The sequence below is a fragment of the Polycyclovorans algicola TG408 genome (assembly GCF_000711245.1).
Lineage (GTDB): Bacteria > Pseudomonadota > Gammaproteobacteria > Nevskiales > Nevskiaceae > Polycyclovorans > Polycyclovorans algicola.
The window spans coordinates 2,238,787-2,261,187 of the sequence record NZ_JOMH01000001.1; the positions used below are offsets into that span (position 1 = coordinate 2,238,787).

General features: G+C 61.5%; 22 protein-coding genes, 1 tRNA gene, 1 pseudogene and 1 other annotated feature. Of the genes and pseudogenes, 16 read left to right on the plus strand and 8 right to left on the minus strand.

Going from position 1 to position 22,401, the window contains the following annotated elements; genetic code table 11:
* Positions 1–94 precede the first annotated feature (94 nt).
* The 6 genes from accC to cutA all read right to left on the minus strand — a co-directional run bounded on the left by accC (position 95) and on the right by cutA (position 3,789).
* Positions 95–1,447 (minus strand): acetyl-CoA carboxylase biotin carboxylase subunit, encoded by a 1,353-nt coding sequence (accC, locus tag U741_RS0110765; RefSeq protein ID WP_029890479.1) that lies wholly within the window; start codon positions 1,445–1,447, stop codon positions 95–97.
* 7 nt (positions 1,448–1,454) lie between these two features.
* Complete coding sequence (gene accB, locus U741_RS0110770; protein WP_029890480.1) at positions 1,455–1,907, minus strand: acetyl-CoA carboxylase biotin carboxyl carrier protein; 453 nt, start codon at positions 1,905–1,907, stop codon at positions 1,455–1,457.
* Positions 1,908–1,939: 32 nt separating this feature from the next.
* Complete coding sequence (gene aroQ / locus U741_RS0110775; RefSeq protein WP_029890481.1) at positions 1,940–2,395, minus strand: type II 3-dehydroquinate dehydratase; 456 nt, start codon at positions 2,393–2,395, stop codon at positions 1,940–1,942.
* Positions 2,396–2,477: 82 nt separating this feature from the next.
* Positions 2,478–3,032 (minus strand): TlpA family protein disulfide reductase, encoded by a 555-nt coding sequence (locus U741_RS0110780; protein ID WP_052378707.1) that lies wholly within the window; start codon positions 3,030–3,032, stop codon positions 2,478–2,480.
* Entirely contained in the window at positions 3,029–3,457 is a 429-nt protein-coding gene (locus tag U741_RS0110785; RefSeq protein ID WP_029890483.1) for a protein-disulfide reductase DsbD domain-containing protein, read from the minus strand. The genes U741_RS0110780 and U741_RS0110785 overlap by 4 nt, the downstream gene beginning before the upstream one ends.
* Positions 3,454–3,789 carry a divalent-cation tolerance protein CutA gene (cutA, locus tag U741_RS0110790; RefSeq protein WP_029890484.1) on the minus strand — a complete coding sequence of 112 codons (336 nt, stop codon included), beginning with the start codon at positions 3,787–3,789 and terminating at the stop codon, positions 3,454–3,456. The genes U741_RS0110785 and cutA overlap by 4 nt, the downstream gene beginning before the upstream one ends.
* Positions 3,790–3,883: 94 nt before the next feature.
* Between cutA and U741_RS0110795 the strand changes: the two genes are divergently transcribed.
* The 9 genes from U741_RS0110795 (at position 3,884) to brxL (ending at position 13,970) form a co-directional block, all read left to right on the plus strand.
* Positions 3,884–3,959: transfer RNA gene (locus U741_RS0110795), tRNA-Thr, on the plus strand.
* Between the two features lie 134 nt (positions 3,960–4,093).
* Positions 4,094–4,471 carry a hypothetical protein gene (locus tag U741_RS0110800; protein WP_152551570.1) on the plus strand — a complete coding sequence of 126 codons (378 nt, stop codon included), beginning with the start codon at positions 4,094–4,096 and terminating at the stop codon, positions 4,469–4,471.
* A 47-nt stretch (positions 4,472–4,518) separates the two neighbouring features.
* A protein-coding gene (locus tag U741_RS0110810; protein ID WP_152551571.1) for an IS3 family transposase occupies positions 4,519–5,744 on the plus strand; the annotation gives its coding sequence in 2 pieces (ribosomal slippage) (positions 4,519–4,804 and positions 4,804–5,744; 1,227 coding nt in all).
* Positions 4,797–4,913 (plus strand) — a sequence feature (AL1L pseudoknot). (Overlaps the previous gene by 117 nt.)
* Positions 5,745–5,789: 45 nt before the next feature.
* Entirely contained in the window at positions 5,790–6,221 is a 432-nt protein-coding gene (locus U741_RS0110815) for a DUF4276 family protein (protein WP_084154806.1), read from the plus strand.
* Positions 6,222–6,256: 35 nt separating this feature from the next.
* On the plus strand, positions 6,257–7,654 hold the full coding sequence (locus tag U741_RS0110820; protein WP_029890488.1) for a DUF2130 domain-containing protein: 1,398 nt from the start codon (positions 6,257–6,259) through the stop codon (positions 7,652–7,654).
* A 269-nt stretch (positions 7,655–7,923) separates the two neighbouring features.
* Positions 7,924–8,817, plus strand: a complete 894-nt coding sequence (locus tag U741_RS0110825; protein WP_152551572.1) for a hypothetical protein — start codon at positions 7,924–7,926, stop codon at positions 8,815–8,817.
* Complete coding sequence (locus tag U741_RS0110830) at positions 8,811–9,584, plus strand: hypothetical protein (protein ID WP_029890490.1); 774 nt, start codon at positions 8,811–8,813, stop codon at positions 9,582–9,584. The genes U741_RS0110825 and U741_RS0110830 overlap by 7 nt, the downstream gene beginning before the upstream one ends.
* Positions 9,571–11,925 carry a BREX-1 system phosphatase PglZ type B gene (pglZ, locus tag U741_RS0110835; RefSeq protein WP_029890491.1) on the plus strand — a complete coding sequence of 785 codons (2,355 nt, stop codon included), beginning with the start codon at positions 9,571–9,573 and terminating at the stop codon, positions 11,923–11,925. The genes U741_RS0110830 and pglZ overlap by 14 nt, the downstream gene beginning before the upstream one ends.
* Positions 11,922–13,970: a BREX system Lon protease-like protein BrxL gene (brxL, locus tag U741_RS0110840; protein ID WP_029890492.1), complete on the plus strand. Its 2,049-nt coding sequence runs from the start codon at positions 11,922–11,924 to the stop codon at positions 13,968–13,970. The genes pglZ and brxL overlap by 4 nt, the downstream gene beginning before the upstream one ends.
* 23 nt (positions 13,971–13,993) lie before the next feature.
* On the opposite strand, the pseudogene U741_RS18970 reads toward brxL, so the two are convergent.
* Together U741_RS18970 and U741_RS18430 are read right to left on the minus strand one after the other, a co-directional pair.
* A pseudogene (locus U741_RS18970) lies at positions 13,994–14,101 on the minus strand (transposase); the annotation flags it as partial.
* 150 nt (positions 14,102–14,251) lie between these two features.
* Positions 14,252–14,605 (minus strand): helix-turn-helix transcriptional regulator, encoded by a 354-nt coding sequence (locus U741_RS18430; protein WP_152551573.1) that lies wholly within the window; start codon positions 14,603–14,605, stop codon positions 14,252–14,254.
* A 455-nt stretch (positions 14,606–15,060) separates the two neighbouring features.
* Between U741_RS18430 and pheA the strand changes: the two genes are divergently transcribed.
* The 7 genes from pheA to U741_RS0110880 all read left to right on the plus strand — a co-directional run bounded on the left by pheA (position 15,061) and on the right by U741_RS0110880 (position 22,400).
* Positions 15,061–16,155 carry a prephenate dehydratase gene (pheA, locus tag U741_RS0110850; RefSeq protein WP_029890494.1) on the plus strand — a complete coding sequence of 365 codons (1,095 nt, stop codon included), beginning with the start codon at positions 15,061–15,063 and terminating at the stop codon, positions 16,153–16,155.
* Complete coding sequence (gene hisC / locus U741_RS0110855; protein WP_029890495.1) at positions 16,152–17,282, plus strand: histidinol-phosphate transaminase; 1,131 nt, start codon at positions 16,152–16,154, stop codon at positions 17,280–17,282. The genes pheA and hisC overlap by 4 nt, the downstream gene beginning before the upstream one ends.
* Complete coding sequence (locus U741_RS0110860) at positions 17,279–18,145, plus strand: prephenate dehydrogenase (RefSeq protein ID WP_029890496.1); 867 nt, start codon at positions 17,279–17,281, stop codon at positions 18,143–18,145. Before hisC ends, U741_RS0110860 begins: the two co-directional genes overlap by 4 nt.
* 33 nt (positions 18,146–18,178) lie before the next feature.
* Entirely contained in the window at positions 18,179–19,510 is a 1,332-nt protein-coding gene (gene aroA / locus U741_RS0110865; protein WP_029890497.1) for a 3-phosphoshikimate 1-carboxyvinyltransferase, read from the plus strand.
* A 2-nt stretch (positions 19,511–19,512) separates the two neighbouring features.
* Positions 19,513–20,193, plus strand: coding sequence for a (d)CMP kinase (cmk, locus tag U741_RS0110870; RefSeq protein WP_029890498.1), 681 nt, complete (start codon positions 19,513–19,515; stop codon positions 20,191–20,193).
* An 86-nt stretch (positions 20,194–20,279) separates the two neighbouring features.
* Positions 20,280–21,947 (plus strand): 30S ribosomal protein S1, encoded by a 1,668-nt coding sequence (rpsA, locus tag U741_RS0110875; RefSeq protein WP_029890499.1) that lies wholly within the window; start codon positions 20,280–20,282, stop codon positions 21,945–21,947.
* Positions 21,948–22,088: 141 nt separating this feature from the next.
* Positions 22,089–22,400, plus strand: coding sequence for an integration host factor subunit beta (locus U741_RS0110880; protein WP_029890500.1), 312 nt, complete (start codon positions 22,089–22,091; stop codon positions 22,398–22,400).
* Position 22,401 lies beyond the last annotated feature (1 nt).

The window sequence follows — 22,401 nt, forward strand, 5'->3', positions numbered from 1 at the left end:
ATCCGCCCGCGCAGCAGACGCTGCGCGGGCGGGTTGCGGCCTGCCACTGGCCGCGCGAGTTTGAGCTTGAAGTCTAGCAGCGCTTTGGCAATTACTAAACCGAGCGGTTCAGCATTTTCTCGAGGTAGTGAATGTTGTGCTCGCCGCGCGCAAACACCTTGTCGTTCATGATCCGCTGCTGCAACGGAATGTTGCACTTGATGCCCTCAATCACCATCTCGGACAGCGCTTGTTTCATCCGCGCGATGGCTGCCGGGCGGTCACGACCGTGAACGATGAGCTTGCCGATCATCGAGTCATAGTGCGGCGGTACCGAATAGCCCGAGTAGATGTGGCTGTCGACCCGCACGCCGGGACCACCGGGTGCGTGGTACTTGTCGATTTTGCCGGGCGAGGGGATGAACTTTTCCGGGTCCTCGGCGTTGATGCGGCATTCGATGGCATGGCCGATAAAGGGGATGTCGTCCTGCTGCAACTTCAGGCCCTGACCGGCGGCGATCTGGATTTGCTGGCGAATCAGGTCAACCCCGGTGACCATCTCGGTGACCGGGTGCTCGACCTGGATACGGGTATTCATTTCAATGAAATAGAACTTGCCGTTCTCGTAAAGAAACTCGAAGGTGCCGGCGCCGCGATAGCCGATGCGTTTGCACGCTGCCACGCACAGGGAACCGATTTCGGCGCGCTGCTCGGGGGTGATGCCAGGGGCGGGGGACTCTTCGACCACCTTCTGATTGCGTCGCTGCATTGAGCAGTCGCGCTCGCCCAGGTGTACGGCGTGGCCCTCGCCATCGGCCAGCACCTGAAACTCCACATGCCGCGGTGTTTCCAGGTATTTCTCCATGAACACGTCGGGGTCGTTGAAGGCGTTCTGCGCCTCGACGCGGGCCATCTGGATTTTCTCGATCAGGGTCTCTGGCGAGCGCACAACGTGCATGCCGCGACCACCGCCGCCCGAGGCCGCTTTGATCAACACCGGATAGCCGACCTGGTTGGCCGTCTCGTGGCACTTGGCCTCGTCGTCGGGCAACACGCCCTCCGAGCCCGGCACGCAGGGCACACCTGCGGCAATCATCTCGGCCTTGGCGTTGGTCTTCGAGCCCATCATGCGGATGGTTTCGGGGCGCGGACCGATGAAGATAAAACCGGACTGCTCAACCCCCTCGGCAAAGTCGGCGTTTTCTGAAAGGAAGCCGTAGCCGGGGTGTATGGCGTCGGCCTGGGTCACCTCAGCCGCCGAAATCAACGCACTCATGCTCAGGTAGCTTTTCGGAGCAGCGGCCGGCCCGATGCACACGGCCTCGTCGGCGAGCAGCACGTGCTTGAGGTCACGGTCGGCGGCGGAGTGCACGGCCACGGTACGGATGTCCATCTCACGGCAGCAGCGCAGGATGCGCAGTGCGATCTCACCGCGGTTGGCGATGAGAATCTTCTTGATCTTTCTCATGGCCGGCCTATTCGATGATGAAGAGCGGCTGGTCGAACTCCACCCCTTTTTCGTTCTCGGCGAGGATCTCGACCACCACGCCCGACTTGTCGGACTCGATGGCATTGAGCATTTTCATTGCTTCGATGATGCACAGCGTCTGACCGACAGCGACGGTCTGGCCCACTTCGACAAAGTTCTTCGCGCCCGGTGAGGGTGCGCGGTAGAAGGTACCGACCATGGGTGCCCGCATCACGTGGCGGGTGTCAACGGCAGGGGCGGCTGGTGCTGCAACTGCGGCCGGCGGCGCTGCAACGGGCGCTGCGGCTTGCTGTGGTGGTGGCTGTGCGTACTGCTGGGGGGGCATCGGCGGCGGTGAGCGGCTGATGCGGACGGCGGTCTCCCCCTCCTTGACTTCCAGCTCGGCAATGCCTGATTGCTCGACAAGCTCAATCAGCGTTTTAATTTTTCTAAGGTCCATCTGAATTAACTCCGAAGGGAGGGCGATAAACGTCAAGATGAATGCGGTGCGGCGGCGGCCAGCTTCTCGGCGATGGCGTCAAGCGCCAGGCGGTAGCCGACCGGTCCCAAGCCCATGATCTGGCCGGCCGCGATGTCGGCGAGATACGAGTGCTGGCGAAAGGGCTCGCGCGCATGAATGTTGCTGAGGTGAACCTCGATGAATGGCAGGCCGACCGCCAAGAACGCGTCGCGCAGGCCGATGCTGGTGTGCGTCAGTGCGCCGGGATTGATGATGGCGAAGGCGGCGGTGCGGCCGGCGCTTTGCACATGATCAATCAGTACACCCTCGTGATTGCTCTGCCGACAATGGAGCGTGAGCTTTAGGCTTGCGGCGCGCGCGGTCAGCGCTTCTTCGACCGATTTGAGGGTCTGATACCCGTAGGTTTCGGGCTCGCGCTGCCCCAAAAGGTTGAGGTTGGGGCCATTGATCAGCAAGACGGTTTGCACGGCGCCCCCGGGTGGCGAAAATCAAGCGGCAATAGTGCCTGATAACTCAAGATAACGCCATGTTGGGGGAAGATCGCTGTGATTACCCGCCAAGGTGGGTTTTCAGCAGCCGTTCCAGCTCCACGGCATCAAATTCGCCGTGTTTCTGATGGCGGATTGCGCCTTGTGGATCAATCAGCACCGAGTAGGGCAAGGCGCCCAGAGTGTCCCCCAGCGCCGCGGCCGCCTGCGAAATCTCTTGGTTGCCATAGAACACCGGATAGTTGATACCCAGTCGCTCGGACAGCTCGGTGGCGCGCCCGACGGGGTCCATGGCCGGCCCCAAAATCTGCAGGTTGCGGTCCTGCCAGCGGGTCTGGGCGTCGACCAGGACCGGGATCTCCTTCAGGCAGGGCGGGCACCACGACGCCCAGAAGTTGACCAGCCGCCACTGGCCTTGCCACTGGTCGAGGGTCGTGACGCTGCCGTCGAGCCGGGTCAGGTTGATTGCCGCGACCGTCTCGGCGGTGACGGCCGCCGCTTCGGTCGTGGCCGCGTCGGCCGGCTCGTCCGGCGCCGCCAGCCAGCGATACAGGCCGAAGCCGACGGTAGCAGAGGCGACGCACAGCAGTACCGTCGCCCAAATTGATGATTTCATCGTTGACGGGCCTTGGTGACAGGCAGGGTTGCGGTCTGCGGCGGGTAGCACACGCCCGCGTCTGCGCAGCCCTGGTAGCGCACGGTCACGGCTTCGGGCGCCGAGGCCGCGTCAAATCGTGCGCTGACCCAGTCGCGGTAGATGAAGACGTCGCCAAAGAATTCGTCGTGATACGCCTCGCCGTCGGGCAATGTCACGGTGGCCAGCGGCATCGGCTGGGTCACGGTCAGCGTGTGGCGATAGAGGTAGTAGCCCGGCTCAATGCGGATGCCCAGCTCGACCTTGCCCTCCCGCCAAGTGGCCGAAACCGGTGTGAAGGCTTGGTCGGCTGGCAGCAGCGCTGCGTCCGGGTCGTTGAATTTGTAGCCGCCGGCCACGGCCGGCGTGACCCCGCCCAGCGCGCAGGCGCAGCTCAGCAGGGTCACGGCGAAATTTGGGCAACGAGCCATTGCAGATACCGGGGTGAACTGGGCCCGAGTGGGACTGAAATGATCTCTGGAAGTTCGTAAGGGTGGTGTGCCTCGATGACCGCCTGCAGTGCGGGATAGGCGGCTTTTGAGGTCTTGATCAGCAGTAGCTGCTCGGTCGCCGTCTCGATCTCACCCTGCCAGCGATACACCGAGGTCATGGCGGGCATCACGTTGACGCAAGCCGCCAGGCCCGAGTCCACGCAGTGCCGAGCCATTGCGTCGGCCTCAAGGGGCGGCGCGTTGGTCAGCACCAGCAGGGCGTCTGCTTCGGAGGCGTCATCGGTCATCGCTCAATTGTGCCCCGGCAACGTCGCTGACGTTGGTTTTTCGGCCGTATTGCGGCACCGAAGGTCGCCACCTATACTTCGCGCCCTTGCAAATGCCGCGATAGCTCAGTCGGTAGAGCGACTGATTCGTAATCAGTAGGTCGGAGGTTCGATTCCTCTTCGCGGCACCAATTAAATCAAGGGCTTATGCGTAGTTCTCACATCCCAAGCGTCTAATTTTCGCGTTCTTGGGCAAATTCTGGGCCACAAAGAATTTGTAGTGAAGTCAGGTACCTCCACCAAGAGTCCACTTCGGGAGCTTGGTGTGAAGAAGAATGGGAAGAAGAAAGCCGGGCGCATTTCCAGGCTTGGGGACCATCGGTTTCGTGCGTGGCTGATGGTTGACGGCACGCGCATCACTAAGAACTTCCTCTTTGAGGAAGACGCGGTTCAATGGCTGGATCAGCGGCGTGATGCGCTCAAGAGCGGTCGATTTGCCGCACAGCGGCTGTCCGAGACGATCACGCTGGGTGAGGCGTTAGAGCGTTACTCGCGAGAAATCTCGCCGCGCAAGAAGACAGCGAAGGCCGAGTTGAAATCGATAGCTCGGCTACTAGACGCGCTCGGGCCGCTTGCGACCCGCCCTCTGGCCATGGTCCACACTTCGGATATTTCCGCCTTTGTGGCGATGAGACTGCGCTGAACCGCCCCATCTTTCCCGGAGGCTCTAAACCTTGAGAGGATGGAGCGATGAACAAAGGAATACGGTATTCCCCGGAGCTGAAGGAGCGAGCGGTGCGGCTGGTGCTGGAGCATCAATCTGACTACAGCTCGCAGTGGGCGGCGATGGAATCGATTGCTGGAAAGATGGGGTGCAAGGCCGAGACCCTGCGGGTGTGGGTCCGGCAGCACGAGCGTGATGTTGGGCAGCGGGAGGGCCTGACCACCGACGAGAAGGCGCACCTGAAGGCGCTGGAGCGCGAGGTTCGCGAACTGCGTCAGGCCAACGAGATTCTGCGCAAGGCATCTGCGTATTTTGCTCAGGCGGAGCTCGACCGCCCATTCAAACGATGAAGGCGTTCATCGACGCACATCGTGATGTCCATGGGGTCGAGCCGATCTGCAAAGTGCTGCCGATTGCCCCATCGACCTACTACGCACACGCTGCCCAGCAGCGGGATCCAGGACAACGATCTCTTCGAGCTAAACGAGACGATCAACTCACCCCGTTGATTCAGCAAATCTGGAACGACAACTTCCGGGTCTACGGAGTACGCAAGGTCTATCGCCAATTGCGACGCGAGCAGGTAGGAGTTGCGCGATGCACCGTGGCACGGCTGATGAAGCGGCTGGGGCTGCGCGGCGTGATTCGCGGCAAGGGGGTGCGCACCACTTTCAGTGACAAGAACCTTTCATGCCCACTGGATCACGTACAACGGCAGTTCAAGGCAGATCGGCCAAACCAGCTTTGGGTGTCCGACTTCACGTATGTGTCCACCTGGCAGGGCTTTGTCTATGTTGCCTTTGTCATTGATGTTTACGCCCGACGCATCGTCGGCTGGCGAGCCTCATCATCGGCACGCACCGATTTCGTGCTCGATGCCTTGGAACAAGCCTTGCACGACCGAAAGCCCTTTGGATCGGGTCGGCTGGTTCATCACAGCGATAGGGGCGTCCAGTACCTCTCGATTCGATACACCGAGCGCCTGGTCGACGCGGGACTGGAGCCCTCGGTGGGCAGCGTCGGCGACAGCTATGACAACGCCCTGGCCGAGACCATCAACGGCTTGTTCAAAGCCGAAGTCATCCACCGGCAGTCGTCATGGCGCAAACGCGAGGACGTCGAATGGGCCACCTTGAACTGGGTGGACTGGTTCAACAACCGAAGACTGCTGGAGCCCATCGGGCACATCCCGCCAGCCGAAGCAGAAGCTAACTACTATGCACAACACCCTGAGTACGTCAAAGCTGCGTGACTCAGACTAAATGGCCTCCGGGATACTTGGGGCGGTTCAACCACCTTGATCGATCTATACGGGCTGCCGTCGGATTTTCCCGGACAGGGGGCGACTGGCGACTCGTTCCAACGAGCGAGCGCCATCGAAGCAGGCATGCGTGCCAGCGTGAACCAGGCAAACTTCATTCCTAACGTCGTGGTGCATGAGTTCGAGGGCCTGCTGTTCAGCCGTATCGAGGCGTTCGGCGGCTGGTTTGATGGCGCGGATGTGGTCGATGCCCTGGCCACCATTCGTAAGGACTTCCAGAGCCCCGAGCACATCAACGACGGGGTCGCCACGGCGCCGTCGAAACGCATTCGCAAAATTTGTCGGGGCTACGACAAGCCTGTGCATGGGTCCCTTATTTCGCTGGACATTGGGCTCGATGTGCTTCGACGAGAGTGTTATCGCTTCGACGTTTGGATTCGCGAGCTTGAGGAGCTGGCGGAAATCTGAGCGCCGAAAAGATCAAGAAGGGAGGACGCCAAACCATGAACGACATTATCTGCCCCCACTGCCAAAAGGCCTTCAAGGTTGACGAGTCCGGCTATGCCGACATCTTGAAGCAAGTCCGCGACAGCGAGTTCGAGCAGCAACTGCATGACCGCCTGGAGCTGGCCGAGAAGGACAAACTCAGTGCCGTCAAGCTGGCCAAGCAGTCCGCCGTTAATGAGATGCAGAAGACGGCATCTGCGAAGGACGCCGAGATTCAGGCCCTGAAAGCCAAGCTCGAAGGCGAGGCGCTGGAGCGCAAGCTGGCCGTAACGGAAGCCCTGAAGGCTATCGAGCAGCAGCGCGACAAGCTGGCCGCTGAACTGGCCCAGGCAAAGCAGGACAAGCAAGCGGCCTCGCAGCTTTCCGAAGCCCAACTGCTGCAGAAGCTTCAGGAGGCTGAGGCGCGCAAGGATGCGGAAATTCAGCAGCTCAAAGCCAGGCTCGAAGCCAGCGAAACCACCCACAAGCTGGCGGTGACGCAAGCTGTGAACACGGTGGAGAAAGAACGCGACGAGCTGCGCAATAACCTCAAACATGCCGAGCTGGAGAAGGCGTTGGCCGAAAAGGCCCTGAAGGACAAGTACGAAACCCAGATCAAGGATCGCGACGACGCCATCGAGCGCCTGAAAGACATGAAGGCGCGTCTTTCCACCAAGATGGTCGGTGAGTCACTTGAGCAGCATTGCGAGACCGAGTTCAACCGAATTCGGTCCACGGCGTTCCCGCGCGCACACTTCGAGAAGGACAACGACGCCCGTATGGGCAGCAAGGGCGATTTCATCTTCCGCGATGTCGACGAGGCTGGCACGGAGATCGTCTCGATCATGTTCGAGATGAAAAACGAGAGCGACACCACCGCCACCAAGAAGAAGAACGAGGACTTCTTCAAGGAGCTGGACAAGGACCGCAACGAGAAAGGCTGCGAGTACGCGATTCTCGTCTCCCTGCTGGAGCCGGACAGCGAGCTCTACAACGGCGGCATCGTTGACGTGTTTCACCGCCACCCGAAGATGTACGTGATCCGCCCGCAGTTTTTCATCCCGATGATCACGCTGCTGCGCAATGCAGCGATGAAGTCGCTGGCCTACAAGACCGAGTTGGCCCATGTGCGGGCCCAGAACATCGACATCACCAACTTCGAGGAAGAGCTGGAATCGTTCAAATCCGCCTTTGGCCGCAACTTCGAGCTGGCCTCGCGCAAGTTCCAGACGGCCATCGCCGAGATCGACAAATCCATCGATCACCTGCAAAAGACCAAAGACGCCCTGCTGGGCACCGACCGCAACCTGCGCCTGGCCAACGACAAGGCCCAGGATGTGACGATCAAGAAGCTCACCAAGCAGAACCCGACAATGGCGGCCAAATTTGAGGACCTGAAAGACAGGGGGCTTTGATTTCAAACTCATTCGAAGGAAGGAATGCAGTGGGATGCTGCCGGTAGATCGAAGCGTTGCCGGTGTCACGCCTGAAAGGCGTCCGTGCCTTTGCACTGGTTCGGTGCAGGGGTGAAAAATGACGCTACCAAATAAAATGGTAGTGTTAAAAATAGTGGTAGCATTTCGTTATGGAGCCTTCGATAACGCAGTTCGCCGACTTCGTTGCCCAGACGACTGGTGCGTCGGTCACGGCGCCGAAGCCTCTGCGTCCGGCGCTGCCGCAATACTTGACGGCGCTCTATCGGCCTTACGCGATCTCCGTGGGTGGGCAGGCGCTTTGCGCCATCGAGGCATTGACGCCGGATCTTCCCCCGCCCGGGCGGTTGCTTAAGCAGCTTCGTCGGCTAACTGAGTCGTTGCAGCATGAACCGGGGGACTGCTGCCTGGTTACCCAACATCTCGATGCCTACAGCCGTCGACGCTTAGTCGAGCTCAAGCAGCCATTCTGCCTGCCAGGGCAGCAGCTCTACTGGCCAGCGCTGGGTACGGTCCAAACCCGCATCCGTGAACTGGGGCGGCCCGCGCAGCCCGGTGAGCATTTGTCGCCTGCCGCACAGCAAGTGCTGCTGGCGATACTGCTTCGACGCATCGTGCTACCAAGTGCGATTACGGCATTGGCCGAGCCGCTAGGCTTGAGCCCGATCTCAGCCAGCCGCGTCGCTGCTGAGCTGATCAACTCAGGGCTGTTGCAGGTCGAAGACGAGGGGCGACATCGTTGGCTCTATTCTGATCAACCCTTGGCCGCCATCTGGGCCCAGGCGCAACCGTTTCTGCGTAACCCGATCATGCGCTTGCTACGCGTGCGAGTGACACAAAGGCCGCCACAGGCCCGCCTGCTTGCCGGCGAAACTGCGCTGGCAGAACAGACGATGCTCTTGGGGCCGCCGATACCGACCTACGCTATGGCGCACCGGAACTGGCGACACGCTGGCCGTGACCTGGAAACCATTGCCCATGACGACGATGGCCTGTGCCGCATCGAGCTATGGCGTTACCCCCCGGAGCGGTTGAGTGAGGGGCCGTGCGTCGATCCACTTTCGTTGGTGTTGAGCCTGCGCGCTCAAACCGACGAGCGTGTGCAACAGGCGGTATCTGAACTTTGCGGTCGGTTGCCATGGTGAGGGGGCTCGCAACGTTCGCCGCGCACTTTGCTGGATACGAAGATCAGTACGTGCTCATCGGCGGCGTGGCGACCGTGCTCGCCCTCGAAGACGCCGGGCTCGAAGCCCGCGCGACCAAGGACCTCGACATCGTTTTGTGTGTGGAAGCCTTGACGGCGGACTTTGGTCGGCAGATGTGGGCGTTTATTGAGGCAGGCGGCTATGCGATCAAGGAACGGGGGGCGGAGCCGCAGTGTTTCTATCGCTTTCAGAAGCCCGCTGACCCTGCCTATCCGGCCATGCTGGAGTTCTTTGCGCGGGCGCCGGGCTTTGTGCCACTCGCGGCTGGCGCTCATCTCACACCCGTACCGATTGACGAGACAGTGGAGAGCTTGTCGGCCATTCTGCTGGATGACGACTACTATCAATTTATTCATGCTCACAAGTACATGCTGAGCGGTGTGCAGGTGGTGAACGAGCGCTGCCTGATTCCGTTGAAGGCCCGCGCCTGGCTGGACTTGCGTGACCGTAAACTTCGGGGCGAGGCCATCGACAGCAAGGCCATCAATAAACATCGCAGTGACGTGCTGCGGCTGACGCAGTTGCTGACCCCCGGTGAGCCGATGGATCTGGGTCCGCCAATTGCCACTGACATGAGCCGTTTTGTGGACGAGGTAAGAAACGAGGTGGACGCAGCCTTGCTGAAGTCCCTCGGCGTACCGGGCTTGCCTGCGGACCTTTTCGCGTTAATACGAGAGGCTTTTGGAATCAACGATGGCAGCCACTGAACCTGATACGCCAATGGCTGCGCTGGCAGAGGCCGTTCGCCGTGCCGCTCGGTACAACGCAGAAGCCGAGTGTGCGCCGCACTGCATCTTGTGGACAGATCGTGAGTCGCAGTGGCAGCCCATCATCCCGGCTCTCCAAGTACTGATACCGGAGCTTCTGGTATTTGGGGCGTATGACCCGGAGCATCGCGCCGGCCCGGCCATCTGGCTGCGCTGCGCGCTGGCGGGCGCTGTTCCGGAGTTAACGCCTGACGTCCAGCGTCCGCCGATTATTTACCTGCCCGGCGTGGGTCGGCAGGACTTGCGCGCTGTGGAGAACTGCCCGGATGCGCTCAAGCCCCTGGCCGAGTTGCAGTACCGAGGTGTGATCTGGTCGCAGCTCAACGCCAAAGACTGGACAGTGCTGGCATTTTTGATGTCGGGCCAGGGTGGGCTGGGCCTGGAGGTCAGCAGCGACCGCGACAGCAAGGCGGCGATGCTGCTGGCGCTGTCGCAGGTGATGCAAGAGCCTTTATCGGTGTTGCGCGATAAGCGCCTGGATGCCACTTACTTCAATACCCTGCTGACCGGTGGCGATCCAGTTCGTGATCTTCTGCTCTGGATTGATGAGCCCGAGGCATTTCGTCAGGCGCGCGGTGAGCCGGAGTGGGCGGCCTTTGAGAGCGTTTGCCGCTCGACCTTCGCCTTTCAACCCAAGGATGGTGCGCTGGCTGCCGCAGGCAAGCTTGCGCAACGCAGTGGCGCCTGGGAGCCAATCTGGCAGCGCTACTGCGAGGCGCCGCAACGCTATCCGCACATACCGGCACAGATTCGCCGGGTGTCGGCACCGCTGTTCGATATGTTTGCAGACGCTGCAACCGTTGGCGGTTGGCCACAGTGGAACGAGACGCAGGAAAACGTGCTGCGGGCGGATCTATCCACACTTGCGAGCCTTGCGCCGCATCAGGCCCGCGAGAAGGTTGAAAAGCTAGAGGCCGAACACAGCGCGCGTCGGGGCTTGGTTTGGGCAGAGCTGGGCGAGGCGCCGCTGGCGCGTGCGCTGGAACACCTGACGCTGGTTGCGCGGGTTACCAAAGCACCGATCACCGGCGGCCGCGTGCACGACCTGCAAGCCGAGTACGCCCGAGACGGCTGGCGCGCCGATGACGCAGTGCTTAGGGCGCTGGAACATGCGCGAAAGCCAGCAGATTTTGCCGCGATTTCTACGGCCATTCGCAGCCTGTACTTGCCGTGGGCAGAAGACTCAGCCCGTTATCTTCAAAAGCTGGCAGCCGAGGATCGCGCGCCCGGCGGTGTCAGCGAGAAGAAGCCGCCGCCGTATGTGTGCGGCGAGCTCTGCGTGATGTTCGTGGACGGGCTGCGTTTCGATACGGGAAAACGACTGGCAGCCGAGCTCGCGCGCGGCGGTTTGGACGTGATCGAGCATCCGCACTGGGTGGCCTTGCCGAGTGTGACGGCGACCGGGAAAGCAGCCGTGCTGCCCGTGGCACATCAGATCATGGGCGTAGTGGGCAGCGTCGACTTTGAGCCCTCGGTTGCAGACGGTGGGGGCGCGCTGAGCAGCCACAATCTTCGGAAGCTACTCAAGGACGCTGGCTGGGCTTACCTGGCGCTCAACGATGTTGGCGCTGGCCACGGCCAGGCTTGGTGTGAGGTTGGCGATATCGACAGCGAGGGCCACAGTCGCGGTTGGAAATTAGCGCTGCGCGTGGACGCGATGCTGGCCGAGATTGCTGATCGCATTCAGGCATTGCTTGCGGCGGGTTGGCGGCAGGTACGTGTGGTCACCGATCATGGCTGGCTGTTGATGCCGGGTGGCCTGCCGAAGAGCGAACTGCCCAAGGCGTTGGTGGATTCCAAGTGGGGACGATGCGCCGCGATCAAGGCGGGCGCCAGGGCTGAAGAGCGTGTGTTTCCATGGTTTTGGAACCCCGAACAGAGCTTTGCGCTGGCGGACGGTATCTCTTGCTACAAGCGCAATGAGGAGTACGCCCACGGTGGCCTAAGCCTGCAGGAATGCCTCACCTTGCAGCTTGCCGTGACGCGCAACGCTGGCGGCGCGCCCCACGCAGCACGCATCAGCGATGTGACCTGGAAAGGGCAGCGTGTGGTGGTGGCCGTCGAGGATGATTGGGCGTCGTTGGTGGCTGATATACGCAGCAATGCCGGGGATGCGAAGTCGAGCTTGGTGGTGGCGCCAAAGCCCTTCAAGGCCAACGGCACTGCATCACTGGTCGTGGAGAACGAGGACCTTGCGGGCCAGCAAGCCGTGCTGGTGCTTCTCGATGACAAGAACAACTTGGTTGCCCAGCAAGCGGTGACCATCGGGAGCGTGACATGAGTGTTGACCTGGACGAGATTGACCGCCGCGCTGTGGAAGTGCTGGATGGCTTTTTGGTCCGCAAAGACCTGGTTCGAACCTTTAGCCGGCAGTTTCCCGTGCCCACCTACGTGGTGGAGTTCTTACTCGGGCGCTACTGCGCGAGCGTTGATCCGGAAGAAATTGAGGAAGGTCTAAAGATTGTTCAGCGGCAGTTGCAGTCCCGCACGGTGAGGGCCGGGGAGGAAGAGCTCTTCAAGTCGCGAGCCCGCGAGGACGGTGAGATCAAGCTGATTGACATCATCACGGCGCGACTCGATACCAAAACCGACACGTACGTTGCCGTGCTGCCGAGTTTGCAGATCAAAGATGCGCGCATCTCGCCCGAGTTGGTCAGCGAGCACGAGCGGATGCTGACCGGCGGGTTCTATGCCGAGATCACGCTGCGTTATGACGCCGCCATCGCCAAGGAAAAAGCCGGACGGCCCTTTGGGGTGGAGTCGATCCGCGAGATTCAGTTATCGAGCCGTGACGTGCTGGCCAAGCTTGGCAAGGCACGCGAGCGCTTCAATACCGAGGAGTGGAAGGACTTTCTGCTGCGCTCGATTGGCATGGAGCCCGCTGGGCTGGAGCCTCGCCAGAAAGATGCCTTGCTGCTGCGGATGGTTCCGTTCGTGGAGCGCAACTACAACCTGGTGGATCTTGGGCCGCGTGGCACCGGCAAGAGTCACCTCTTTCAGCAGGTCTCGCCCTACGCCCACCTGATCTCGGGTGGTAAGGCGACTGTGGCCAAGATGTTCGTCAACAACGCCAATGGCCAGCGCGGTTTGGTTTGCCAGTACGACGTGGTCTGCTTCGATGAGGTGTCTGGCGTGTCCTTTGACCAGAAGGATGGCGTGAACATCATGAAGGGCTACATGGAGTCCGGTGAGTTTTCGCGCGGCAAAGAGAGCATCCGCGCTGATGGCAGCATCGTGCTGGTGGGCAACTTCGATGTGGATGTGGAGCATCAGCAGCGTATTGGTCATCTGTTTGGCCCGATGCCGCCAGAGATGCGTGATGACACCGCGTTCATGGACCGCATTCATGCCTTTCTGCCGGGCTGGGATGTGCCAAAGGTCAATAACGATCTGCTCACCAGTCATTTCGGGCTGGTCAGTGACTTTCTGTCTGAATGCTGGAACCAGGTTCGCAATGAGAGCCGCCTGAGCCTGTTGCAAGGCCGCGTGCAGTTTGGCGGTGCGCTTTCTGGTCGCGATACAACAGCGGTCAACAAGACCGTCAGTGGGCTGCTGAAGCTCCTGTATCCGGTTGCACAGGAGGTTCCGGACGTTGATCTGGAATGGGCTGTTCGCCTGGCCTTGGAGGTGCGCCGACGGGTGAAGGAACAGCAAAAGCGCATCGGCGCAGCCGAGTTTCGCAACACGCACTTTAGTTACGTGATGGGCGAGGACGGCGTTGAAAAGTTCGTGGCAACGCCGGAGCTGCAAAGCACCAGCGGCATCGGCGACGACCCGCTGGAGCCAGGGCAGGTGTGGACAATCAGCCCCGGCACCGGCGAAGAAAATCCGGGGCTGTTCCGAATTGAGGTCAACGAAGGCCCTGGCTCGGGCATGAAGATTCTGAATAAGCCAGTGCCGCCCGCCTTTCGCGAAAGCATGAGCTTTGCTGAGCAGAATCTCTATGCGCGCCCGATGCAACTCGTTGGCGACAAGGACCCTAGACACCATGAGTTCACCGTGCAGTTGCGCGCCTTCGACGCTGCAAAGTCCGGCGGCAAGGTGGGCGTGGCGGGCATCATCGGCATGTGCACGGCGTTGCTCCGGCGTAGCGTTCGCGGCGGCCTGATCATCGTAGGCGAGGTGAATCTGGGCGGGTCGATTGAGCCGGTGCACGACCCCGTGAACTTGGTCGAGATTGCTGTCGAAAAAGGCGCTCAGGTGATCATGATGCCGGTGTCCTGCCGGCGGCAGTTGATCGATCTCTCGGATGAGATGGCGACCAGGGTTGATGTGCAGTTCTACTCTGACGTGAAGGACGCTTTGCTCAAGGCGATCTTGGATTGATGACCGTCAACTCGGTTTCACAAGCGGATTCCAAATTTCCGGGCGACCTGAGCGCAACTGAGGTCCGGCTGGCGTATCTGCTCAACAGCCCCGCGCTTGAACTCGGGACTGAACTTCCTTCGTTTCGAAATGAACACTCCTTTCGGCCAGTTTCGGCTCTCTCGAAAGTGCCCGTGCTATCGGGGTAGAACCCGGTGCACGATTGTCGCCGTTTGGGTGGGTTGTTCAGAGGATCCCCAGTGGAACGCATGCAGGGGATTAGTCGAGCGGCATAGTCCTACCTATTGATTCTTGCCCCATCCAAACTGCCTGCGCGCAGCGATCTCTGCGTTCGTGGGCCGCCCCGGCCGCCGTTTGCCCGATAGGGGTGGGGGCGTTTTCGGGCGCGGGCACGGTACAACTCTCCTGCTCTCAAGCCACTGCTTGATGTCCGAGACAAACCACATCTTGCGACGTTCAGAGACCTGAATGTAGGGGGGCATATCCTTGCCCAGAGAAAGGCGGTTCAGTGCGGTTTGGCGCTTCATGCCGATCTTGCGGAGCATGGTGTCCATGTCAACCGTTTCCAGGCCGTCAGCGTCTGGGGCGGTCCGGTTCTGGAAGTTGTTCTTTAGATTCGATGATGACTGATTCATGGCGCAGCTCCTTGTGCTTAGTTGACTCTGAATATGGGTACCCAGGAGGTACACAAACCTCAAAGACACGTCCTTCTTCACTTTCACGACCTCACAACTGCATGCGATTCCTACCCAGAGCTGCCGTTTATTTATGTATAATTTTGCTGACCGTCGATCCGCGATCCATTGGGTCAATTTTGGGGCAAATACAACGTGATTCTTCGGTACTTATTAGGCACTCTTGGTAGTGCAAGTAACTGATTTAACTATAAATAATCCCCTTGATTGGTGTTCGTAATCAGTAGGTCGGAGGTTCGATTCCTCTTCGCGGCACCACAGTCAAGGCATGAAAGGCACCGGTTCAGATGATGGCTTGCAGCGGGCGCCAACGCCTCCTGCGGCACAGGCCAAATGGGTTGTGAAATGGCCTTGACAAGCGGAGCCTCCCTTCAGGCCACTGGCAGACTCTTGGTATGACCCTTCCGCAATCGCTGCCCGACGCGCGGCACATGATCGACGCCCTCGACGAGCAGTTGCAGCGGTTGATCAGCGAGCGTGCGCGCATCGCCCAGCACGTGGCCCTGCTCAAGCAGCGCGCCGGAGACCAGGGCGATCACTATCGCCCGGCCCGTGAGGCCGAAGTGCTGCGGGCGGCCATGGCGCGCAACAGCGGACCGCTGACCAACGAGACCGTTGCGCGGCTGATGCGCGAAATTATGTCGGCTTGCTTGTCGCTGGAATCACCGTTGACGGTGGCCTACCTCGGTCCGGAAGGCACTTACACCCAGGCTGCGGTTGCCAAAGCCTTCGGCGACGCGGTGACGGCACGGCCGCTGGCGGCCATCGACGATATTTTCCGCGATGTCGAGAGCGGCGCCGCCGACTATGGCGTCGTGCCGGTGGAGAACTCCATCGGCGGCATCATCAGCCACACGCTGGACGCGCTGGTGATGACCCGGCTGACGATCTGCGGCGAGGTCATGCTGCCGGTACATCACCACCTGTTGTCGTCGGCCATGGCGATGGAGGACATCGAGGTGGTCTACGCCCATCCGCAGTCCTTCGCCCAATGTCGCCGCTGGCTGGATGTGCGCGTGCCCAGGGCGCGGCGCGAGACCGTGTCCAGCAACGGCGAGGGTGCCCGCATGGTGGCCAATATGCCCGGCGCCGCCGCCATTGCCGGGCTGCCGGCGGCGCGGCTTTACGGCCTGCATATCTTGGCCAGCAATATCGAAGATGATCCCAGCAATACCACCCGCTTTCTGGTGATCGGCAAGCAGGCGCCATCGCCCACCGGCGATGACGTGACCAGCCTGGTCTTGTCGGCGCACCGTAACCAGCCAGGCGCCTTGTTCAAACTTCTACAGCCATTTGCCGACGTCGGGCTGGACCTGACCCGTATCGAGTCGCGACCCACGGGGGGTGCGCCGATTCAGGACTACTACTTTTTCATCGACTTCTCCGGGCACCAAGAGACAGCCGAGGTGCGGGACGCGCTCAATGCGGTGTGTACCGGCGCGGCGTTCTTCAAGGTGCTGGGCTCTTATCCGCGTGCGGTGATTTCATGACAGCAGCAACTGATCGCTTTGCCTTGCCGGGCATTCTCAAGCTCCAGCCCTATTCGCCGGGAATGCCCATTGACGAGCTGCAGCGGCGCCTGGGCCTCAGCAATGTCGTCAAACTGGCGAGCAACGAAAACCCACTGGGGCCGTCACCGCAGGTCAGGGCGGTACTCGCCGATGCCGTGCAGGGCAATCTGGCGCTCTATCCCGACGGCAGTGGCTACGCACTGAAGCGCGCGTTGTCGACCTACCATGACATTGCGCCCGAGTGCATCACCCTGGGCAACGGCTCCAACGACTTGCTCGAATTCTTGAGCCGCATCTTTCTCGGGCCTGGCCGCGCTGCACTGTTCTCGGCGCACGCGTTCGCGGTGTATGCGCTGGCCACGCAAGCCCAGGACGCCGAGGCGGTGGTGGCGCCCTCACTGCCGGCTGATCATCCAGACGCGCCATACGGTCACGACCTGGCCGCGTTTTCGCGCGTGCTGGCCCAGCGTGACGACATCAGCCTGGTGTTCATCGCCAACCCCAACAACCCCACGGGGACCTCGCTCAGCGCCGAGGCGGTCGAGGCATTTTTGGCGACGGTGCCGCCGCATGTGGTCGTGGCCTACGACGAGGCGTACTTCGACTACATGGCACCGGCGCATCGCGGTGACGCCACCCAATGGTTGACGCGTTTTCCCAACGTGGTGATCTGCCGCACCTTCTCGAAGGCCTACGGGCTTGCCGGGCTGCGCGCCGGCTATTCGTTGTCGAGCCCACGGATCGCCGACCTGCTCAACCGGGTGCGTCAGCCGTTCAACCTCAATTCGCTGGCCCTGTTGGCGGCCGAGCACGCCTTGGCTGACCAGGAACACGTTGGCGAGTCGGTCACGCTCAACATCCGCGAACGCGGTCGACTTACGGACGCCTGCGAGGCCCTAGGTTTGCGCGTGTTGCCGAGCCAGGCGAATTTCATCGCCATCGACTTCGGCCGTGACGCCGCGCCGCTGCAACAGGGCCTGCTTGAGCAGGGCGTGATCGTGCGTCCCATGGCCAGCTATGACATGCCGACCTTTTTGCGGGTCAGCGTCGGCACCGAGCGCGAGAATGATCGATTTCTGTCGGCGTTAGAGACGCTGCTGGCGTGATTCCACGTCTTGCCATCATCGGTCTGGGACTGATCGGCGGGTCGTTTGCGCGCGCGCTGCGGGCGGCGGGCGAGGTCGGCTCCATCAGCGGCTTCGACCATGATCAGCAACAGCTCGACACGGCGCTCAACCTGGGCGTGATCGACCACGCGGCCCGCTCGGCCGAGGAGGCCGTTGCCGATGCCGCCGTGGTCATGATTGCGGTGCCCGTGCTGCACATCGCCAGCTCGCTGGACGACTGCCTGGCCGGCTTGCGCGCCGACGCCATCATTACCGATGTCGGCAGCACCAAGGGTTCGGTTTTACGTGACATTGCCGCGCGCTGTGGCGAAGTGCCCGCACGGTTCGTGGCGGCGCACCCCATCGCCGGCACCGAGAAAAGCGGCGTGGCGAATGCCTCCGAAGCCCTGTTTCGCGGCAAGCGTCTGGTGATCACCCCGCATGATCGGCAGGACGCCCGCGCCGTCGAAGTGGTCGCCGGCTTGTGGCGCGCGGTGGGTGCGCGGGTCGTCGAGATGACGGCACAGGCCCATGACGACATTTTTGCCGCCACCTCGCACTTGCCGCATGTGCTGGCCTACGCCTTTGTCGACATGCTGTCGCGACACCCTGACGCTGCCGAGATCTTCCCCAATGCCGGAGGCGGCTTCCGTGATTTCACCCGGATCGCGTCGAGCAAGCCAGAGCTGTGGCACGACATCGTTCAGGCCAACGCGCCAGCCTTGCTGCAGCTGCTGCGCGAGCAAATTGACCTGCTGGAGCACCTGCACGGCCTGATGGCGCAGGGTGACTGGCCACAGGTGCTCGCCCACTTCGAGCGCGCCCGCGCAGCTCGCGAGCAACACCTTTCCCTCATCGAATAGCCGGGTTCTCTCCCGGCGGCTTGCAGGAGCGTCATGTCGTCTGATGTCGAGTCACTGTTGAGTTTCAAGGTTGCGCCCGGCGGACGGCTGAGCGGCACCCACCGCGTGCCCGGCGACAAGTCGATCTCGCATCGCGCCGTCATGTTTGCGGCGTTGGCCGAAGGCACCAGCACCGTCACCGGTTTTCTCGATGGGGAGGATTGCCTGTGCACCCTGCGCGCCTTCGAGGCCATGGGTGCTCAGGTCGAGCGTCTTGACCGCACATCGCTGCGGATTACCGGCGTGGGTATCGACGGGCTCAAGGCGCCGGGCAAGGTTCTGGATGTGGGCAATTCCGGCACGTCGATGCGCCTGATGTCAGGCCTGTTGGCCGCGCAGCCCTTCGCGACCACCTTGACCGGTGACGCGTCGCTGCGCCGCCGGCCGATGAAGCGTGTCACCGAGCCCTTGACGCGCATGGGCGCGGTCATTGGCACCCAGCCCGGCGGGCGGGCGCCCCTGGAGATTCAGCCCGCACCGCAGCGCCTGAAGGCCATCCGCCACGACAGCCCGGTGGCCAGCGCGCAGGTCAAATCGTGCATCTTGTTGGCCGGCCTTTACGCCGACGGCCTGACCGAAGTGCATGAGCCGGAAGCCTCACGCGACCACACTGAACGAATGCTCAGCGCATTTGGCGTCACCGTCGATGCGCGCGAAGGGTATGCGGCGGTGCAGGGCGGGCAACGTCTGCTGGCGGCCAACATCGACGTGCCGTCCGACATCTCATCCGCCGCATTTCTGATGGTCGGGGCCGCCATCTCGCCGGGCTCAGATGTCACGCTCGAAGCCGTTGGCCTCAACCCGACACGCACGGGTGTCATCCATATTCTCGAGGCCATGGGTGCCCGCATTGCCATCAGCCACGAACGCACGATTGGCGGCGAGCCGGTCGGCGACGTGCGCATCCAGGGCAGCGCGCTGCGCGGCATCGACATCAACCCGGCGTGGGTGGCGTCGGCCATTGACGAGTTTCCGGCCATCTTCATCGCCGCGGCCTGCGCCACGGGCGAAACCCGTCTCAGCGGTGCCGCCGAGTTGCGTGTCAAGGAGTCGGATCGCATCAGCGCCATGTGCACCGGGTTGCGCGTGCTGGGCATCGACGCGGTTGCACTGGCCGACGGCGCGCGTATCAGCGGTGGCCGTCTGCGCGGGGGGCAGGTTGCGTCGCTGGGCGACCATCGCATTGCCATGAGTTTTGCCATGGCGGGTCTGCGCGCCGAGCAGCCGATCATCATTCGTGACTGCGACAACGTTGCCACCTCGTTCCCCGGTTTCTCGACATTGATGCAGGCCGCCGGCCTGCGATTGCGCGAAGTCACCCGGTGACGATGCGCCGCAACGCCCCTGTCATCGCCATCGACGGCCCGTCGGGCGTGGGCAAGGGTACGGTCACGCAAACCTTGGCGCGGATGCTGGGCTGGCACCGGTTGGACAGCGGGGCGCTGTACCGGGCACTGGCGATTGCCGCCGCCTCGCGCAACATCGCCCTCGACGATGAAGCCGCGCTCGCCAACGTGGCCGCCGTGCTCGACGTGGTCTTCGACGAGCGGGCCGGGCAGGAGCGCATCGTGCTCGACGGTGTCGACGTGACCGTCGAGATTCGCCAGGAATCGACCGGCGACCAAGCCTCCAAAGTCGCGGTGTGGCCGGCGGTGCGACGGGCACTGGTCGATCGCCAGCACGCGTTTCGCCAGCCTCCGGGCCTGATCGCCGATGGCCGTGACATGGGAACGGTGATTTTCCCCGATGCCGAGTTGAAGATCTTTCTCACGGCCAGCCCGGATGCCCGGGCGCAGCGGCGGCATGGGCAATTGGCGGCGCAGGGGCGGCACGCTATACTCGCCGACCTCTGTCTTGAAATTGAAGGCAGAGACAGGCGGGATCAAACGCGCGCAACGGCGCCGTTGGTTCCCGCTGAAGACGCGCTGACGATTGACACCACGTTGCTTTCACCTGAAGCGGTTATGGCGGAAGTCACCGGGTTATTGAAGGCTCGCGGACTGCGGTAGCGGCGAAGCATGAGGCTTCGCTTTCTTTAATTACTGGACCGCTGACACGGATGTGGCGGATGTTCCACCTGAAAACCGAGAGTTGCATGAGCGAAAGTTTTGCTGAGATGTTTGAAGCCAGCCTCAAGGCTGGTCAATCGATGCAGGCGGGGACGATTGTCAATGCCCGCGTGCTGGACGTAAAAAATGATGTGGTGATCGTCGATGCCGGACTCAAGTCCGAAGGCGTGATCCCCCTCGACGAATTCAAGATTGACGGCGAGTACACCGTTGCTATTGGCGACATGGTGGAAGTGGCCCTCGAAACCCTGGAAGACGGCTTCGGCGAAACCAAGTTCTCGAAAGAGAAAGCCGAACGCATCAAGACCTGGGAACGACTGGCTGTTGCGCTGGAACAGAAAGAAACCGTCATCGGCACCATCACCGGCAAGGTCAAGGGTGGCTTTACGGTCGACATCGGCACCGTGCGCGCCTTCCTTCCCGGCTCGCTGGTCGATGTTCGCCCGGTTCGCGATACCGCCTACCTCGAAGGCAAGCCCCTCGAATTCAAGGTCATCAAGCTCGACAAGCTGCGTAACAACGTGGTCGTGTCGCGCCGCGAAGTGCTCGAAGCCGAATACAGCGCCGAGCGCGAACAGCTGCTCGAAAACCTGCAGGAAGGTGTGGTGCTCAACGGCGTCGTCAAGAACCTCGTCGAATACGGCGCGTTTGTGGACCTCGGCGGCATCGACGGTCTGCTGCACATCACCGACATGACCTGGAAGCGCGTCAAGGATCCGGCCGAAGTCGTCACCGTGGGCGACGAAATCGAAGTCAAGGTCCTCAAGTACGACCGCGAGCGTCGCCGCGTGTCCCTCGGCCTCAAGCAGCTCGGCGCCGATCCATGGGAAGACATCGCCCGTCGCTATCCCGAGAAGACCCGCCTGTTCGGCAAGGTCACCAACATCACCGACTACGGTTCCTTCGTGGAAATCGAGCCGGGTGTTGAAGGCTTGGTCCACGTCTCGGAGATGGACTGGACGAACAAGAACGTCAACCCGGCCAAGGTTGTGCAGGTCGGCGACGAAGTGGAAGTCATGATTCTCGACATCGATGGCGAACGCCGCCGTATCTCGCTGGGCATGAAGCAGTGCAAGGTCAACCCGTGGGAAGAGTTCTCCCAGAACCACCAGAAGGGCGACAAGGTTTCGGGTGCCATCAAGTCGATTACAGATTTTGGTATCTTCATCGGTTTGCCCGGGGGCATCGACGGCCTCGTGCATCTGTCCGACCTCGACTGGAACGAAACCGGCGAAGTGGCCGTGCGTCGTTACAGCAAGGGTCAGGAGCTGGAAGCCGTGGTGCTGGCCATCGATGGTTCACGCGAGCGCATCTCGCTGGGCGTCAAGCAGGTCAGTTCCGATCCGCTGGCACAGTTCATCGCTGACAACGTCAAGGGCGAAATCGTCAAGGGCATCGTCAAGTCGGTTGACGCCCGTGGTGCGGTCATTGATCTCGGTAACGAGGTTGAGGGCTACATCCGTGCCAACGACCTGGCGCGCGAGCGCGTTGAAGACGCCACCAAGATTCTGAGCGAAGGCGATACCCTTGAAGCCCGCTTCATTGGCGTTGATCGCAAGAGCCGCGTGGTGTCACTGTCGGTACGCGAAAAGGAAATCCAGGAAGAAGCCGAAGTGGTCGCGGAATACAGCCGCAATGCCACCACTGGCAAGACCAGCCTGGGCGACCTGCTCAAGGACCAGCTCGGCAACTGATCGTCGCTGCAGAGGTCAATCGAAAAGCCGCGCTTGCGCGGCTTTTCTTTTTTGCGTATTGTTTTGAAATAAAAGGATTTTTTGACGTATTCAGGCCCGTTTTCGGGGCTTGAGTAATCCCAACACTGCGGACTCGATTGCATGACCAAATCTGAATTGATTGAGCATCTGGCAACACAGCAACCGCACCTGCTGCAAAAGGACGTGGAGCTATCGGTCAGGCTCATTCTGGATCGCGTCAGCCAGGCGCTGGGTCGAGACGAGCGGATCGAAATCCGAGGATTTGGCAGTTTCTCGCTGCACCACCGCCCGGCGCGCATCGGGCGCAATCCCAAGACAGGCGAGCCGGTGGAAATCGCGGCCAAGCGGGTGCCGCACTTCAAACCGGGCAAAGAGTTGCGCGAACGCGTCAATGCCAGTGTCCAGCCTGGCGGCAAGGGGCGGTCATCGTGAG

What these genes read in the sequence shown, in the direction of transcription:
- hisC (WP_029890495.1), top strand. Translation starts at nt 16,152, where the DNA reads ATGACAGCAGCAACTGATCGCTTTGCCTTGCCGGGCATTCTCAAGCTC.
- U741_RS0110830 (WP_029890490.1), top strand. Translation starts at nt 8,811, where the DNA reads ATGGTGAGGGGGCTCGCAACGTTCGCCGCGCACTTTGCTGGATACGAA.
- brxL (WP_029890492.1), top strand. Translation starts at nt 11,922, where the DNA reads ATGAGTGTTGACCTGGACGAGATTGACCGCCGCGCTGTGGAAGTGCTG.
- U741_RS0110780 (WP_052378707.1), bottom strand. Translation starts at nt 3,032, where the DNA reads ATGAAATCATCAATTTGGGCGACGGTACTGCTGTGCGTCGCCTCTGCT.
- aroA (WP_029890497.1), top strand. Translation starts at nt 18,179, where the DNA reads ATGTCGTCTGATGTCGAGTCACTGTTGAGTTTCAAGGTTGCGCCCGGC.
- cmk (WP_029890498.1), top strand. Translation starts at nt 19,513, where the DNA reads ATGCGCCGCAACGCCCCTGTCATCGCCATCGACGGCCCGTCGGGCGTG.
- cutA (WP_029890484.1), bottom strand. Translation starts at nt 3,789, where the DNA reads ATGACCGATGACGCCTCCGAAGCAGACGCCCTGCTGGTGCTGACCAAC.
- U741_RS18430 (WP_152551573.1), bottom strand. Translation starts at nt 14,605, where the DNA reads ATGAATCAGTCATCATCGAATCTAAAGAACAACTTCCAGAACCGGACC.
- rpsA (WP_029890499.1), top strand. Translation starts at nt 20,280, where the DNA reads ATGAGCGAAAGTTTTGCTGAGATGTTTGAAGCCAGCCTCAAGGCTGGT.
- pglZ (WP_029890491.1), top strand. Translation starts at nt 9,571, where the DNA reads ATGGCAGCCACTGAACCTGATACGCCAATGGCTGCGCTGGCAGAGGCC.
- accC (WP_029890479.1), bottom strand. Translation starts at nt 1,447, where the DNA reads ATGAGAAAGATCAAGAAGATTCTCATCGCCAACCGCGGTGAGATCGCA.
- accB (WP_029890480.1), bottom strand. Translation starts at nt 1,907, where the DNA reads ATGGACCTTAGAAAAATTAAAACGCTGATTGAGCTTGTCGAGCAATCA.
- pheA (WP_029890494.1), top strand. Translation starts at nt 15,061, where the DNA reads ATGACCCTTCCGCAATCGCTGCCCGACGCGCGGCACATGATCGACGCC.
- U741_RS0110880 (WP_029890500.1), top strand. Translation starts at nt 22,089, where the DNA reads ATGACCAAATCTGAATTGATTGAGCATCTGGCAACACAGCAACCGCAC.
- U741_RS0110820 (WP_029890488.1), top strand. Translation starts at nt 6,257, where the DNA reads ATGAACGACATTATCTGCCCCCACTGCCAAAAGGCCTTCAAGGTTGAC.